This window comes from Streptomyces sp. MRC013, from assembly GCF_023614235.1.
GTDB lineage: Bacteria > Actinomycetota > Actinomycetes > Streptomycetales > Streptomycetaceae > Streptomyces.
The window spans coordinates 4,629,134-4,644,152 of the sequence record NZ_CP094264.1 but is presented as its reverse complement, the minus strand read 5'-3'; the positions used below and the strand labels follow the sequence as shown (position 1 = coordinate 4,644,152).

Here is a 15,019-nt window from a genome sequence, read left to right as displayed (position 1 = left end):
TCTCGTCACATTCCTCGTCGGGGAGCCGTGAAGCTCCCGGGGCCGGCGGCCACCTCCCGCAGGTACGGGTTGGTGGCGCGCTCGCGGCCGATGGTGGTCTGGGGGCCGTGGCCGGACAGCACCACGGTCGAGTCGTCGAGCGGCAGGCACACGCGGGCCAGCGACGCGAGCATCTCGTCCATGTCGCCGCCGGGCAGGTCGGTGCGTCCGATGGAGCCGGCGAACAGCAGGTCGCCCGAGAAGAGGACCGGCGGGACCTCCGCAGCCCCGGGCAGCCCGAAGGTCACCGACCCCTTGGTATGGCCGGGCGCGTGCGCGACGGTGAGCTCCAGGCCGGCGAGCTCCAGCCGCGCGCCGTCGGTGAGCTCGTGGACGTCGTCCGGCTCGCCGACGGTCAGCTCCCCCATGAGCGGCATGCCGATGGAGCGGCCGAGGGCCTTTGCCGGGTCGCTCATCATGTACCGGTCGGCCGGGTGGATCCAGGCGGGCACGTCGTGGGCCCCGCAGACCGGGACGACGGAGGCGACGTGGTCGATGTGGCCGTGGGTGAGCACCACCGCCACGGGCTTGAGCCGATGCTTCCTCAGCGTCTCCTCGACCCCGCGGGCGGCCCGGTGGCCCGGGTCGATGATCACGCACTCCTCGCCCGCGGAGGGGGCGACCACGTAGCAGTTGGTCCCCCAGGCCCCGGCGGGGAACCCGGCAATAAGCACGATCGTCCTCAGATAGTCGTCCGGCGGGAGGATGCAGCAGCTCAGAGCCTACCGGCGCTGCTCGTTCCCCGGCCAACCCGTATACGGTACGGACACACCAGCCCCGGGCGGGACCGGACGAGCGACGAGGAGGAGACCAGGTGGTCAGCAACGATCAGCGGCGGCGGCAGCTCGCCCGGGAGAAGTTCGAGCGGCAGCGGCTCCGGCGCGAGGAGGCGCGGAGGAGGAACCGGCGCCGCAACGCGGTCGTGGCCGCCGCGCTCGCCGTGGCCCTGACGGCGGGCGGCGCCGTGTACGCCTCCGTGCAGCTGACCGGGCGCGACGCCGACGGGGTCGAGGCCGCGGCCGGGCCGGAGGCGACCCCCTCACCGGACGCCTCCTCGCCCCCGCCCGAGCCGCCTCTGGCGGTCGACACCAAGGCGGCGTACACGATGACGCTGAAGACGAACGTGGGCGATCTCGTGGTCTCCATGGACGCCGCGAGGACGCCGCGGACGGTCAACTCCTTCAAGCACCTCGCGGACGAGAAGTACTTCGACGGCACGAAGTGCCACCGGCTGACCACGCAGGGCATCTTCGTCCTGCAGTGCGGCGACCCGCAGGGCGACGGCACGGGCGGTCCCGGCTACGACATCCCCGACGAGGACCTGGCGTCCCTCGGCAAGGCGGGGCCGGACGGCAAGGTGACGTTCAGGGCGGGCACGGTGGCGATGGCCAACACGGGCAGCCCGAACAGCGGCGGCAGCCAGTTCTTCCTCGTCTACGAGGACAGCCGGCTGCCTCCGAAGTACACGCCGTTCGGGACGCTCGACGCCGCCGGCCTCAAGGCGGTCCGGGACGTCGCGAAGGCGGGGGTCGAGGGCGGCACCGGGGACGGGGCGCCGAAGAAGCCCGTCACGGTCGGGAAGGCCACCGTGAGCAAGAGGTGAACCGCCGGATTCCGGTCGCGCTGGGAGCGGACAGCCGGGCGGCCGTTCGCCTAGATTGGCGTCGTACGGCGTGGACTGGACGCACGCCGTGGAGGACGGGCGAGGCCCGTCCGGGAAACTGTGGACGATGCCCGGGGGAGACCCCTCGCGCCGGCATCATGTGGAGGAGGCGCTGTGAGCAGCGACCGGTGGGGCCGCGTCGACGAGACGGGCACCGTGTACGTGCGTACTGCCGACGGCGAGAAGGTCGTCGGCTCGTGGCAGGCCGGCTCTCCCGAGGAGGCACTGGCCTACTTCGAGCGCAAGTACGAGGGACTGGTTGTCGAGATCGGCCTCCTCGAGCGGCGGGTGAAGACCACCGACCTGTCCGCGAAGGACGCGATGGCCGCCATCGACCACCTGCGCCTGCAGGTCGACGAGCACCACGCCGTCGGAGACCTCGACGCGCTCTCGAAGCGCTTGGACGGGCTCGTCGAGACGGTGGAGTCGCGGCGCGAGGAACGCAGGGCCCAGAAGGCCAGGCAGGCCGACGAGGCGCGGCAGGCCAAGGAGGCGCTGGTCGCGGAGGCCGAGGAACTCGCGCAGAGCGAGCAGTGGCGGGTCGCCGGCGAGCGGCTGCGCGCCCTGGTGGACACGTGGAAGGGTCTGCCCCGGCTCGACCGGAAGTCCGACGACGAGCTGTGGCACCGCTTCTCGCACGCCCGGTCGGCGTTCTCGAAGCGGCGCAAGGCGCACTTCGCGGCGCTGGACGCGCAGCGCGAGGAGGCCCGGCGGGCGAAGGAGCGGCTGGTGGCGGAGGCCGAGGCGCTGTCGGGCTCCACGGACTGGGGGGCGACGGCCGCGCGGTACCGGGAGCTGATGGCGGAGTGGAAGGCCGCGGGCCGGGCGCAGCGTGAGCACGAGGACGAGCTGTGGAACCGCTTCCGCGGCGCGCAGGACGTGTTCTTCGCGGCGCGCGGCTCGGTGTTCGCCGAGCGCGACGCCGAGCAGGCCGAGAACCTCAAGCTGAAGGAGGAGCTCGCCGCCGAGGCCGAGAAGCTGGTGCCGGTGACGGACCTGAAGGCGGCGCGCGCCGCGTTCCGGGCCCTCAACGAGCGCTGGGAGGCCGTCGGCCACGTACCGCGGGACGCCCGGCCCAGGGTCGAGGGCCGGATGCACGCGGTGGAGCGGGCCATCCAGGAGGCCGAGGAGGCCGAGTGGCGCCGCACCAACCCGGAGGCGCGCGCCCGTGCGGAGGGTCTGACGGGTCAGCTGCGGGAGGCCGTGGACAAGCTGCGCGCGCAGATCGACGCGGCGCGCGCGGCGGGCAACGACGCGAAGGCCGAGAAGCTCGCGCGTGAGCTGGAGGGCCGGCAGGCGCTGCTGGACCAGGCGCTGAAGGGCCTGCAGGAGTTCGGCGGCTGAGAGGGCCGCCCCGCAGGCGGGAGGGCCGGCACGGGTGCCCCGTGCCGGCCCTCTCCGCGTTCTCCCGGTGGCCGCCGCTCCCCTCAGGGGCGGCGGGCCGAGGTCACGCGGTACACGTCGTACACGCCCTCCACCCCGCGGACGGCCTTCAGGACGTGCCCGAGGTGCTTGGGGTCACCCATCTCGAAGGTGAAGCGGGACGTGGCGACCCGGTCGCGGGAGGTCTGGACGGCCGCCGACAGGATGTTGACGTGCTGGTCGGACAGGACGCGGGTGACGTCCGACAGGAGCCGGGAGCGGTCCAGCGCCTCGACCTGGATGGCGACGAGGAACACCGACGACTGGGTGGGCGCCCACTCGACGTCGAGGATCCGCTCGGGCTGCTGCGACAGCGAGTCGACGTTGACGCAGTCGGCGCGGTGCACCGACACACCGCTGCCGCGCGTGACGAAGCCGATGATCGGGTCGCCGGGCACCGGGGTGCAGCAGCGGGCCAGTTTGACCCACACGTCCTCGACGCCCTTGACGACGACGCCGGGGTCGGCCTTGGCGCGGCGCTTGGCGCGGCCGCGGGCGGGCGGCGCGGTCTCGGCGATGTCCTCGGTCGCCGCCTCCTCCCCGCCGAGGGCCTGCACCAGCTTCTGCACGATCGACCGGGCGGTGACGTGGCCCTCGCCGATCGCCGCGTACAGCGAGGAGATGTCGCTGTAGCGCATCTCGTGGGCGAGGGTGACCAGGGAGTCGCCGGTGAGGATGCGCTGGATCGGCAGGTTCTGCTTGCGCATCGCGCGGGCGATGGCGTCCTTGCCCTGCTCGATCGCCTCGTCGCGGCGCTCCTTGGAGAACCACTGCCGGATCTTGTTGCGGGCCCGGGGCGACTTGACGAAGCCGAGCCAGTCGCGGGAGGGGCCGGCGCCCACGGCCTTGGAGGTGAAGACCTCGACCAGGTCGCCGTTGTCGAGGGTCGACTCGAGCGGGACGAGCCGTCCGTTGACCCGGGCCCCTATGGTGCGGTGGCCGACCTCGGTGTGGACGGCGTACGCGAAGTCGACGGGGGTGGCGCCGGCGGGCAGCGCTATGACGTCGCCCTTGGGGGTGAAGACGAAGACCTCGTTGCGCGACAGGTCGAAGCGCAGGGACTCCAGGAACTCGCCGGGGTCCTCGGTCTCCCTCTGCCAGTCCAGGAGCTGGCGCAGCCACGCCATGTCGTTGACGTGGTCGTCCTTGCCGGCCCTCTTCGGCACGTCGGTGCGGACCTTGGAGGCGCCGGCGACGGCGTCCTGCTTGTACTTCCAGTGCGCGGCGATGCCGTACTCGGCGCGGCGGTGCATGTCGAACGTGCGGATCTGCAGTTCGACGGGCTTGCCGTTGGGACCGATGACCGTCGTGTGGAGCGACTGGTACATGTTGAACTTCGGCATCGCGATGTAGTCCTTGAACCGGCCGGGGACCGGGTTCCACCGCGCGTGGACGGTGCCGAGGGCGGCGTAGCAGTCGCGGACCGTGTCGACGAGGACGCGGATGCCCACCAGGTCGTAGATCTCCGCGAAGTCGCGTCCGCGGACGATCATCTTCTGGTAGACGCTGTAGTAGTGCTTGGGGCGGCCGGTGACGGTCGCCTTGATGCGGGCGGCGCGCAGGTCGGCCTGGACCTCGTCGGTCACCAGGGCGAGGTACTCGTCCCGCTTGGGGGCGCGTTCGGCCACGAGGCGGACGATCTCGTCGTACATCTTGGGGTAGAGGATCGCGAAGGCGAGGTCCTCCAGCTCCCACTTGATGGTGTTCATGCCCAGGCGGTGGGCGAGCGGGGCGTAGATCTCCAGGGTCTCGCGGGCCTTCTTCTCCTGCTTCTCCCGCTTGAGGTAGCGCATGGTGCGCATGTTGTGGAGGCGGTCCGCGAGCTTGATGACCAGGACGCGGGGGTCCTTCGCCATGGCGACGACCATCTTGCGGACGGTCTCGGCCTGGGCGGCCTCGCCGAACTTGACCTTGTCGAGCTTGGTGACCCCGTCGACGAGGAGGGCGACCTGGTCGCCGAAGTCGCGGCGGAGGTCCTCCAGGCCGTACTCGGTGTCCTCGACGGTGTCGTGGAGGAGGCCCGCCATCAGCGTCGCCGGGTCCATGCCCAGCTCGGCGAGGATGGTGGTGACGGCGAGGGGGTGCGTGATGTACGGGTCGCCGCTCTTGCGTTTCTGGCCTCGGTGCCAGCGCTCGGCGACCTGGTAGGCGTACTCGATCTGGCGGAGGGTGGCCGTGTCGATCTTCGGGTCGTTGCCGCGCACTATGCGCAGCAGCGGTTCCAGGACCGGGTTGTACGGGGAGGAGCGCTGTACGCCGAGGCGGGCGAGGCGGGCGCGGACGCGGCTGGAGGAGGCGGCGGCGCGGGCGGGGACGGGCGGGGCCGGTTTGGGCGGCGAAGCGGGGGCGGGGCCGACGTCGGGGGCCCTGCTCGGCGCGTCCTGCCCGGCCGGCGGCGTGGCGGAGGGGGCCGCGGCCTGGTCGGCCCGCTGGTCGGGGGTCGCGGCGGAGAGTGGCTGGACCTCGTCTGGCAAGGGCGCTCCTCGTGCGGGTCCGGATCCTCCGGTGAGGCCCGGACATCCCATGGTATCCACCTCGGGCGTCGCACTCGCCCCGGGCGGGGGCCGTCGGCGGGGAGCGGCGCCCGGTGCGTCCCGGCGCCCGTCCCGTGCGCTCCCGGCCTCCGCGGCCCCGCGGCGAGAGGGGCTCGGACCGGTGCCCGGACCCCCCGGAGGTCAGGCGGCGGCGGGAGAGACGACGGAAACCATCCCCGTGGTGATCCTGTTCGGGGTCTTCGCCGGATTCCTCTGACGGGGATGCCGTGGTCGGCGGCACCGTTCGGGACCGCATCGGAACCCCGTAGGGAGGGAAGGGCGTGTGCCCCCCGGAGCTCGGTCCCCGGGACGCGTGCGAGGGGCGCCCGGCGTGCGCCGGGCGCCCCTCGCACGCGGGCGGTTCCCTCACAACCGGAGGATCGCCTCCAGCGGGGCGCCCTTCAGTGCGGGCTCCAGGCGGGCGCGGCCGCCGAGGAAGCCCAGCTCCATGAGGACGGCCACACCGGCGACCTCGGCGCCCGCCCGGCGGACGAGCTCCAGCGACGCCTCGGCGGTGCCGCCGGTGGCGAGGACGTCATCGATGACCAGGATCCGGTCGCCCGGGGCCAGGTCCTCGGCGTGGACCTCGATCTCGGCCGCGCCGTACTCCAGCTCGTACGCCTGCCGCAGCGTGGCGCCGGGCAGTTTGCCGGCCTTGCGGATCGGGATGAAGCCGACCCCCGCGGAGACCGCGACGGGTGCGGCGAGGATGAACCCGCGCGCCTCCAGACCGACGATCTTCGTCGCGCCGGAGCGTGCGCACAGTTCGGTGAGGACACCGGTGAGCAGGCCGAACGCCTCCGGGTCCGCCAGCAGTGGTGTGATGTCCTTGAAGACCACACCGGGCTCGGGGTGGTCGGGGACGTCCCGGATGCGGCTGAGCAGCAGCTCGCGGACGGCACTCGACGTCATCACCGGTTCTCCGCGGAGCGGCTGCGGCGGCCGCGCGGGCCGACGACGCCGGCCGCGGCGGCGCCCTCCGGCGCCTCGGTGGGGGCGTCGCCGTGCGGACCGGAGCCGTCCTTCGACCCGACGGCGGCCCGCTTGGCGAGGACGCGCTTGCGCAGCGCCCTCATCTGCGGGTCGCGCTCCTTGAGGTCCGCGACGAGCGGCGTGGCGATGAAGATCGAGGAGTACGCACCGGCGGCGAGGCCGACGAAGAGCGACAGCGAGATGTCGTTGAGCATGCCCGCGCCGAGGAAGCCGCCGCCGATGAACAGCAGGCCGGCGACCGGCAGGAGCGCCACGACGGTGGTGTTGATCGAGCGGACCAGCGTGCCGTTGAGGCTGCGGTTGGCGATCTCGCTGTACGTGTAGCGGGTCTGCCTGGTGATGTCCTTCGAACTCTCCTTCAGGCCGTCGAAGACGACGACGGTGTCGTAGAGGGAGTAGCCGAGGATGGTGAGCAGACCGATCACGGTGCCCGGCGTGACCTCGAAGCCGACGAGCGCGTACACGCCGACGGTGATGGTGAGGTCGTGGACGAGGGCGATGAGCGCGGCGACCGCCATGCGCCACTCGAAGGCGATCGCCAGGTAGACGACGACGAGGATCATGAAGACGCCCAGGCCGGTCCACGCCTTGTTGGCGATCTGCTCGCCCCAGCTCGGGCCGACCAGCTCGGCGGTGATGTCCTTCACGGGCACGTCGATGCCCGCGGCGATGTCGTCCTTGAGGGAGTTGGCCGCCTTGGTGTCCAGGCCGGAGACCTGGATGCGCAGGCCACCGGTGCCGAGCTCCTGGACGATCGCGTCGTGCCCGGCGGCGTCCTCGGCGATCTCCTCCGCCTTGGACGCCGACACGGTGGTCTCGGGCGTCGTGTAGACGGCGCCGCCCTTGAACTCGATGCCCATGTTGAGGCCGCGCACGCCCAGGCCGACGATGGCGGTGATCGTGATCAGGATCGAGACGCCGTACCAGAGCATCCGCTTGGCGACGAAGTCGTAGCCGACCTCGCCGCGGTAGAGACGGGCGCCGAGATTTCCGAGTCGCGACATCTCACGCCTCCTTCGGTTCGGTCGGGACGGAGACGCGGCGGGTGCGGCGTAGGGGCGGCTGGGCGCCGAGCCGCTTCGGGTCCAGGCCGGACCACGGGTGCTGGTTGCCGAAGAACCTGCCGCGGGCCAGGAGCGTCATCAGCGGCTTGGTGAAGAAGAACACCACGACGACGTCGAGGAGCGTGGTGAGGCCCAGCGTGAACGCGAAGCCCTGCACCTTGCCGACGGTGACGACGAACAGCACGGCGGCGGCCAGGAACGACACGAAGTCGGAGACGAGGATCGTGCGGCGGGCGCGCGGCCAGCCGCGCTCGACGGCCGGGCGCAGGGAGCGGCCCTCGCGGATCTCGTCGCGGATGCGCTCGAAGTACACGATGAACGAGTCGGCGGTGATGCCGATCGCGACGATCGCGCCGCAGACGGCGGGCAGGTTCAGCGCGAAGCCGATGGCCGGGCCGAGGAGCGACATGATCGTGTACGTGAGGAGGGCGGAGACACCCAGCGACAGGATCGCGATGAGCGACAGGCCGCGGTAGTACACCACCAGGTAGACCACCACGAGGGCGAGGCCGATCGCACCGGCGATCAGGCCGGCACGCAGCTGCTCGCCGCCGAGGGCGGCGGTGACGGTGGTGACGGACTGCTCCTCGAAGGAGAGCGGCAGCGCACCGTAGGAGAGCATGTTGCCGAGGTCCTGCGCCGTCTTCTGGTTGAAGCTGCCGGTGATCTCCGCCTGTCCGCCCGGGATGGCCGAGCTCACCGACGGAGCGGAGACGACCTCGCCGTCGAGGACGATCGCGAACTGGTTCTGGGGCGAGGCCTGCGCGGCGAGCCGGCCGGTGATCTCGGCGAACTTCTTGGCGCCCTTGTCGTTGAACTCGAGCTGCACCTTCCAGATGCCGCGCTCGGGGTCGAGCGCGCCCCTGGCGTCGTCCACGTCCTTGCCGTCCACGTCGGCGGGGCCCAGCAGGTACTTCTCCCACACGCCGCCGTTCTGGCCGCAGGCCACGGTCGCCTCGGTGGGCTTGGCGCCCTTGACGGAGGCGCGCTGCTTGGGGTCGGCGCAGTCGAGCGCGGCGAACCTGGCCTGGAGGCCGACGTCCGCGGTCGGGTCGGTGCTCGGCGGGACCGCCGGGGCGGGCAGCCCGGAGCCGCTGGGGCTCGGCGCGGCGGACGGGCCGCCGGAGGCACCGGGGCTCGGGGCCTTCCTCAGCGCGTCGGTGAGGGCGCGGCCCTGCGTGGTGGGGCCCGCCGAGGGGGCGGTGACCTCGTCGCCCCGCGTGGCGGAGGCCGAGGGCTTCGGCGACGGGCCGGTGGAGGGGCTCGCGGAGGCGGAGGGCGCCGGCGCCGCGGGCTCGCTCACCGCGACGGACCTCACCGGGCGGAAGTACAGCTGGGCGGTCGTGCCCACCTGCTCGCGCGCCTGCTCCTCGTCGGTCCCCTTGGGGATGTTGACGATGATGTTCTCGGTGCCCTGTTTCTGGACCTCGGCCTCCTGGACGCCGAGACCGTTGACGCGGCGCTCGATGATGCCGATCGCCGTGTTCATGTTGGTCTCGTTGACGGCGTCTTCCTTGCCGGGCTCGGCCTTCGCCTTGAGCGTGATGGTCGTACCGCCCGCGAGGTCGATCCCGAGGCGCGGCGTGGTGTGACCGGACCAGAACATGCCCCCGGTGAGCGCGGCCATCGCGATCAGGATGAGTACCAGGGCGCGCCCCGGCCTCCCCTGGCCCCCCGACGGCCTTCTGCCCTTCTTCGGTGCTGCCACCTTGTCGTATCTCCCTGTCCAACCGCTCGGCGCCGGGTGTGCGCGGGGCGGCCACGAAGTGTGCGTGGGGACCTGCCCCCGCAGATGCAGATGTGACGCGGACCCGGGCCCCCGGACGCCGCGGGCGCCCGGAGGTCCCCGTGTGCGGCTACTTCGCGTCGGCCTCGCCGTCGCCCTCGCCGGCCTTGGGCGCGGCGTCGTCCGCGTCGGCCTTCTTGGTGAGGTCCGGCTTCGCGGTGTCCGCGGTGCCGTCCGCGGGCCCGGTGAGCGAGGAGGCGTCGTCCGGCACGGCCGGGGCGCCGCCGGGCGTCACGTCGGTGTCGGAGCCGGTGTCGCCGTGGACGATGCGGTTGTACTCGTCGTCCTCGAGGACGGCGCCGATCGCGTTCTTCGCGTAGACGGCGTGGACGCCCGGCGCGACCTCCAGGAGGACCGTGTCGTCGCTGACCTCCTTGACGGTGGCGTACATCCCCCCGATCGTCCGTACGCCGGTGCCCGGCTGCATCTGGTTGCGCATCTCCACGGCCTGCTGCTGCTTCTTCTTCGCGGAGCGGGTCAGCAGGAACATGGCCCCGATCAGCACAATGAAGGGGAGGAGGGTCACGATATCCACGGGACGGAATTCCTTCGCACGACCGCACTGGTGGGCGGCCTGATCTACGGGGGGTGGGCACGCCGCCCGAAGGGGCGGCATCGGCGGAGTCTAAGCGAGTCCGCATCGATGGAACAACGCCCAGCATCCCACCGCGGTTCCTGCCCCGGCGAGTCCCCGCGCCGTCACGTGTCGAAGAGACCCCCCTGTCCGGTCCCGGCGCCCGTGGCCTGCGGCGGTACGAGCCCGAGGTGGGACCAGGCGGCCGGTGTCGCGACGCGGCCCCTCGGCGTCCGGGCGAGCAGCCCCTCCCGTACGAGGAACGGTTCCGCGACCTCCTCGACGGTCTCCCGCTCCTCCCCCACCGCCACGGCGAGCGTCGACAGGCCGACCGGGCCGCCGCCGAACAGCTTCAGCAGGGCCTCCAGCACGGCGCGGTCGAGCCGGTCCAGGCCGCGGGCGTCGACCTCGTAGACGGCGAGGGCGGTCGCCGCGATCTCCCGCGTGATGATCCCGTCGGCCCTGACCTGGGCGTAGTCGCGGACGCGGCGCAGGAGCCGGTTGGCGATGCGGGGCGTGCCCCGGGAGCGGCCGGCGATCTCGGCGGCGCCCTCGGGGTCGATCTCCACGTCGAGCAGGCGGGCGGAGCGGTGGACGACGCGCTCCAGCTCGGCGGGGGCGTAGAACTCCATGTGCGCGGTGAAGCCGAAGCGGTCGCGCAGCGGCGGCGGCAGGAGTCCCGCCCGCGTGGTGGCACCGACCAGGGTGAACGGCGGCAGTTCGAGGGGGATCGCGGTGGCTCCGGGACCCTTGCCGACGATCACGTCGACCCGGAAGTCCTCCATGGCCATGTACAGCATCTCCTCGGCCGGCCGGGACATGCGGTGGATCTCGTCGAGGAAGAGGACCTCGCCCTCCTGGAGGGAGGAGAGGATCGCGGCGAGGTCGCCGGCGTGCTGGATGGCGGGGCCGGAGGTGATCCGGATGGGGGCGCCCATCTCCGCCGCGATGATCATGGAGAGCGTGGTCTTGCCGAGGCCGGGCGCACCGGAGAGCAGGACGTGGTCGGCGGTGGCCCCGCGGGCGCGGGCGGCCCTGAGGACGAGGTCGAGCTGCTCCCGGACCTTCTCCTGCCCGATGAACTCGTCCAGCTCCTTGGGGCGCAGCGCGGCCTCGACGGCCTGGTCGTCGCGGTCGGCGACGGCCCCCACCAGCCGCTCCGCGGCGGGGCCGACGGGCCGCCCGGGGGCGGTCGCGTCGGTCGTCTCGTCCCAGTTCACTGAACGTCTCCTCGCGGGGTGGGGGGCCGGGCCGGGTCAGCGGGCGCGGTTGAGGGTCTGCAGGGCCGCCTTCAGCAGCGGACCGATCGGCGGCTCGCCGCCGGCGGCCTCGGCCTGCGGGGCGACGGCGGTGACCGCGTCGTCGGCCTCGCGGGCGGCGTAGCCCAGTCCGACGAGCGCGGCGTGGAGCTGGTCGCGCCAGCCGGCCGCACCGGGGGCGGCGGGCCGGGCCGAACCGGCCGGGGCGCCGAGCCGGTCCTTCAGCTCCAGCAGGAGTTTCTGGGCCCCCTTCCGGCCGATGCCGGGGACGGCCGTGAGGGCCTTCTCGTCAGCGGACGCGACGGCCGTGCGCAGGGCGTCGGGGGTGTGGACGGCGAGCATCGCCTGGGCGAGGCGGGGGCCGACGCCGCTGGCGGTCTGGAGCAGTTCGAAGACCTGCCGCTCGTCGTCATCGGCGAAGCCGTACAGCGTGAGGGAGTCCTCGCGGACGACCAGTGACGTGTGCAGCCGGGCCCGCTGACCGACCCTCAGCGTGGAGAGGGTGGTCGGCGTGCACTGGACGGCCATGCCGACGCCGCCGATCTCGACGACGGCGGTGGCCGGGGCGAGGGAGGCGACCGGGCCGGTCACGAAGGCGATCATGGGGTTCGGCCTTTCGACGCGTGCTGTGCGGCGACCACCCGCTGGAGGCGGTTCTGGGCGGGGGCGCGCCAGATGTGACAGATGGCGAGGGCGAGGGCGTCGGCGGCGTCGGCGGGCCTGGGCGGGGCGGCGAGCCGGAGGAGACGGGTCACCATGGTTCCGACCTGCGCCTTGTCGGCGCGGCCGCTGCCGGTCACGGCGGCCTTGACCTCGCTGGGGGTGTGCAGGGCGACCGGGAGGCCGCGGCGGGACGCGCAGAGCACGGCGACCGCGCTGGCCTGGGCCGTGCCCATCACCGTGCGGACGTTGTGCTGGCTGAACACGCGCTCCACGGCGACCAGATCGGGGCGGTGCGCGTCGAGCCACTCCTCCATGCCGCGCTCGATGGCGACGAGCCGGTGGCCGATGTCGGCGTCGGCCGGTGTGCGGATGACGCCGACGCCGAGCATGGTCAGCGGACGTCCCGCGACCCCTTCGACGACGCCGATCCCGCACCGGGTCAGGCCCGGGTCCACACCGAGCACGCGCACGCGGCCTCCTTCGCTCCCTCCGGGCGGTACCCCCGGTTCCTGCAGGTTATCGGCCGGCACCGACAACGCGACGGGCCGACGGGGTGGTCCCGTCGGCCCGTCGCGTCGGGCGGTGTCGGCGCGGCTCAGGCGTCGACCTTCGCCATGACGTCGTCGGAGACGTCGAAGTTGGCGAAGACGTTCTGCACGTCGTCGCTGTCCTCCAGCGCGTCGATCAGCTTGAAGATCTTGCGGGCGCCCTCCTCGTCCAGCTCGACCTGCATGGTCGGGACGAAGCTGGCCTCCGCCGACTCGTAGTCGACGCCGGCCTCCTGGAGGGCGGTGCGGACCGCGACCAGGTCGGTGGCCTCGCTGATCACCTCGAAGGTCTCCCCGAGGTCGTTGACCTCCTCCGCCCCTGCGTCGAGGACCGCGCCGAGCACGTCGTCCTCGGTCAGGTCGCCCTTGGGGACGATCACGACGCCCTTGCGGTTGAAGAGGTACGACACGGAGCCCGGGTCGGCCATCGAGCCGCCGTTGCGGGTCATGGCGACGCGGACGTCGGAGGCGGCGCGGTTGCGGTTGTCGGTGAGGCACTCGACGAGCACCGCGACGCCGTTCGGGCCGTAGCCCTCGTACATGATCGTCTCGTAGTCGGCGCCGCCGGCCTCCTGGCCGGAGCCGCGCTTGACCGCGGAGTCGATGTTCTTGTTCGGGACCGACTGCTTCTTGGCCTTCTGGATGGCGTCGTAGAGCGTGGGGTTGCCGTCGGGGTCGCCGCCGCCCGTACGGGCCGCGACCTCGATGTTCTTGATCAGCTTCGCGAAGAGCTTGCCGCGCTTGGCGTCGATCACGGCCTTCTTGTGCTTCGTCGTAGCCCATTTAGAGTGGCCGGACATCTGCCTGTCTCCTTCGCGTAACCGAACTCAGAACGAACCCCAGGGATCCTACCGGGATCTCATCCGCCGACGGCGCGCACCATGTCGACGAAGAGGGCGTGCACGCGGTGGTCGCCGGTCAGTTCCGGGTGGAACGACGTGGCGAGCGCGTTGCCCTGCCGTACGGCGACGATGTGGCCGCCGTGCTCGGCGAGGACCTCGACGCGGGCGCCGACGGACTCGACCCACGGGGCGCGGATGAAGACGCCCTCCACGGGGCCGCCCTCGACGCCGGCGACGTCGACGCCCGCCTCGAAGGACTCGTTCTGCCGCCCGAAGGCGTTGCGGCGGACGATCATGTCGATGCCGCCCAGGGTCTCCTGGCCCGACCGGGGATCGAGGATCTTGTCGGCGAGCATGATGAGCCCGGCGCAGGTCCCGTAGACGGGCATGCCGGCCGCGACGCGTTCGCGCAGCGGCTCCATCATCCCGAACAGGTTCGCCAGCTTGGAGATGGTGGTGGACTCGCCGCCGGGGACGACCAGGCCGTCGACCTCGGCGAGTTCCCCGGGGCGCCGGACCGGCCTGGCCACGGCGTCCGCCGCGGCCAGGGCGGCCAGGTGCTCCCGTACGTCGCCCTGGAGGGCCAGGACGCCGACGACCGGGGTGGTGCGCAGCGAACTCATCGGGGTCTACCAGCCCCGGTTCGCGTAGCGCTCGGCCTCGGGCAGGGTGTCGCAGTTGATGCCGACCATGGCCTCGCCCAGGTTGCGGGAGGCGTCCGCGATGATCTTCGGGTCGTCGTAGAAGGTGGTGGCCTTCACGATGGCGGCGGCGCGCTTGGCCGGGTCGCCGGACTTGAAGATGCCGGAGCCGACGAAGACGCCCTCGGCGCCCAGCTGGCGCATCAGCGCGGCGTCGGCCGGGGTGGCGACGCCGCCGGCGGAGAACAGCACGACCGGCAGCTTGCCCAGTTCGGCGACCTCCTTGACCAGCTCGTACGGGGCGCGCAGCTCCTTGGCGGCGGCGTACAGCTCGTTGTTGTCGTAGCCGCGCAGCCGGGCGATCTCGTTCTTGATCTGGCGCAGGTGGCGGACGGCCTCGACGACGTTGCCGGTGCCGGCCTCGCCCTTGGAACGGATCATGGCCGCGCCCTCGGCGATGCGGCGCAGGGCCTCGCCCAGGTCGGTGGCGCCGCAGACGAACGGGGTGGTGAAGGCCCACTTGTCGGAGTGGTTGACCTCGTCGGCGGGGGTCAGGACCTCGGACTCGTCGATGTAGTCGACGCCGAGGGCCTGCAGCACCTGGGCCTCGACGAAGTGGCCGATGCGGGACTTGGCCATGACGGGGATCGAGACGGCGTCGATGATGCCCTCGATCATGTCCGGGTCGGACATCCGGGCCACTCCGCCGTCCTTGCGGATGTCGGCGGGGACGCGCTCCAGCGCCATGACGGCGACGGCGCCGGCGTCCTCGGCGATCTTCGCCTGCTCCGGCGTGACGACATCCATGATCACGCCGCCCTTGAGCTGCTCGGCCATGCCGCGCTTGACGCGCGCGGTGCCGGTCTCGGGGGCCTGCGGGGCGGTGGTGGGCGTGGTGGACACGTCGGACCTCACTCGGGGGAACGGGGCGGGCACGCGGGCCCGAGGACAACACGGGCGAGCAAACACGGTCGGGCCAGTCCACAGCAAG

General features: G+C 72.4%; 14 protein-coding genes. 2 read left to right on the top strand and 12 right to left on the bottom strand.

Annotation, left to right across the window (positions count from 1 at the left end; all coding sequences use genetic code 11):
- Window positions 1-5: 5 nt before the first annotated feature.
- Window positions 6-713 (bottom strand): MBL fold metallo-hydrolase, encoded by a 708-nt coding sequence (locus LUW75_RS21120; RefSeq protein ID WP_250337014.1) that lies wholly within the window; start codon window positions 711-713, stop codon window positions 6-8.
- Window positions 714-853: 140 nt separating this feature from the next.
- Between LUW75_RS21120 and LUW75_RS21115 the strand changes: the two genes are divergently transcribed.
- A complete protein-coding gene (locus LUW75_RS21115) occupies window positions 854-1,642 on the top strand; it encodes a peptidylprolyl isomerase (RefSeq protein ID WP_250337013.1) in 789 nt (262 codons plus the stop codon).
- A gap of 174 nt (window positions 1,643-1,816) precedes the next feature.
- The gene (locus LUW75_RS21110) at window positions 1,817-3,046 is read left to right on the top strand and encodes a DUF349 domain-containing protein (protein ID WP_250337012.1); all 1,230 of its coding nucleotides are present in this window, start codon (window positions 1,817-1,819) and stop codon (window positions 3,044-3,046) included.
- An 83-nt stretch (window positions 3,047-3,129) separates the two neighbouring features.
- Here the strand turns inward: LUW75_RS21110 and LUW75_RS21105 are convergent, their stop codons facing one another.
- From LUW75_RS21105 to pdxS, 11 genes are all read right to left on the bottom strand, one after another.
- Entirely contained in the window at window positions 3,130-5,598 is a 2,469-nt protein-coding gene (locus LUW75_RS21105) for a RelA/SpoT family protein (protein ID WP_250337011.1), read from the bottom strand.
- Window positions 5,599-6,024: 426 nt separating this feature from the next.
- A complete protein-coding gene (locus LUW75_RS21100; protein ID WP_250337010.1) occupies window positions 6,025-6,570 on the bottom strand; it encodes an adenine phosphoribosyltransferase in 546 nt (181 codons plus the stop codon).
- Window positions 6,570-7,655 carry a protein translocase subunit SecF gene (gene secF / locus LUW75_RS21095; RefSeq protein WP_250337009.1) on the bottom strand — a complete coding sequence of 362 codons (1,086 nt, stop codon included), beginning with the start codon at window positions 7,653-7,655 and terminating at the stop codon, window positions 6,570-6,572. Before secF ends, LUW75_RS21100 begins: the two co-directional genes overlap by 1 nt.
- 1 nt (window position 7,656) lies before the next feature.
- On the bottom strand, window positions 7,657-9,423 hold the full coding sequence (secD, locus tag LUW75_RS21090; RefSeq protein WP_250337008.1) for a protein translocase subunit SecD: 1,767 nt from the start codon (window positions 9,421-9,423) through the stop codon (window positions 7,657-7,659).
- Window positions 9,424-9,571: 148 nt separating this feature from the next.
- On the bottom strand, window positions 9,572-10,036 hold the full coding sequence (gene yajC, locus LUW75_RS21085) for a preprotein translocase subunit YajC (RefSeq protein WP_250337007.1): 465 nt from the start codon (window positions 10,034-10,036) through the stop codon (window positions 9,572-9,574).
- Between the two features lie 164 nt (window positions 10,037-10,200).
- Window positions 10,201-11,295: a Holliday junction branch migration DNA helicase RuvB gene (gene ruvB, locus LUW75_RS21080; RefSeq protein WP_250337006.1), complete on the bottom strand. Its 1,095-nt coding sequence runs from the start codon at window positions 11,293-11,295 to the stop codon at window positions 10,201-10,203.
- 36 nt (window positions 11,296-11,331) lie between these two features.
- Window positions 11,332-11,937, bottom strand: a complete 606-nt coding sequence (ruvA, locus tag LUW75_RS21075; protein WP_250337005.1) for a Holliday junction branch migration protein RuvA — start codon at window positions 11,935-11,937, stop codon at window positions 11,332-11,334.
- The gene (gene ruvC, locus LUW75_RS21070) at window positions 11,934-12,467 is read right to left on the bottom strand and encodes a crossover junction endodeoxyribonuclease RuvC (protein ID WP_250337004.1); all 534 of its coding nucleotides are present in this window, start codon (window positions 12,465-12,467) and stop codon (window positions 11,934-11,936) included. The genes ruvA and ruvC overlap by 4 nt, the downstream gene beginning before the upstream one ends.
- Before the next feature lie 125 nt (window positions 12,468-12,592).
- The gene (locus tag LUW75_RS21065; protein ID WP_250337003.1) at window positions 12,593-13,345 is read right to left on the bottom strand and encodes a YebC/PmpR family DNA-binding transcriptional regulator; all 753 of its coding nucleotides are present in this window, start codon (window positions 13,343-13,345) and stop codon (window positions 12,593-12,595) included.
- 59 nt (window positions 13,346-13,404) lie between these two features.
- Window positions 13,405-14,001: a pyridoxal 5'-phosphate synthase glutaminase subunit PdxT gene (gene pdxT, locus LUW75_RS21060; protein WP_284453882.1), complete on the bottom strand. Its 597-nt coding sequence runs from the start codon at window positions 13,999-14,001 to the stop codon at window positions 13,405-13,407.
- Window positions 14,002-14,016: 15 nt separating this feature from the next.
- The gene (gene pdxS, locus LUW75_RS21055) at window positions 14,017-14,931 is read right to left on the bottom strand and encodes a pyridoxal 5'-phosphate synthase lyase subunit PdxS (protein WP_284453854.1); all 915 of its coding nucleotides are present in this window, start codon (window positions 14,929-14,931) and stop codon (window positions 14,017-14,019) included.
- Between the last annotated feature and the right edge of the window lie 88 nt (window positions 14,932-15,019).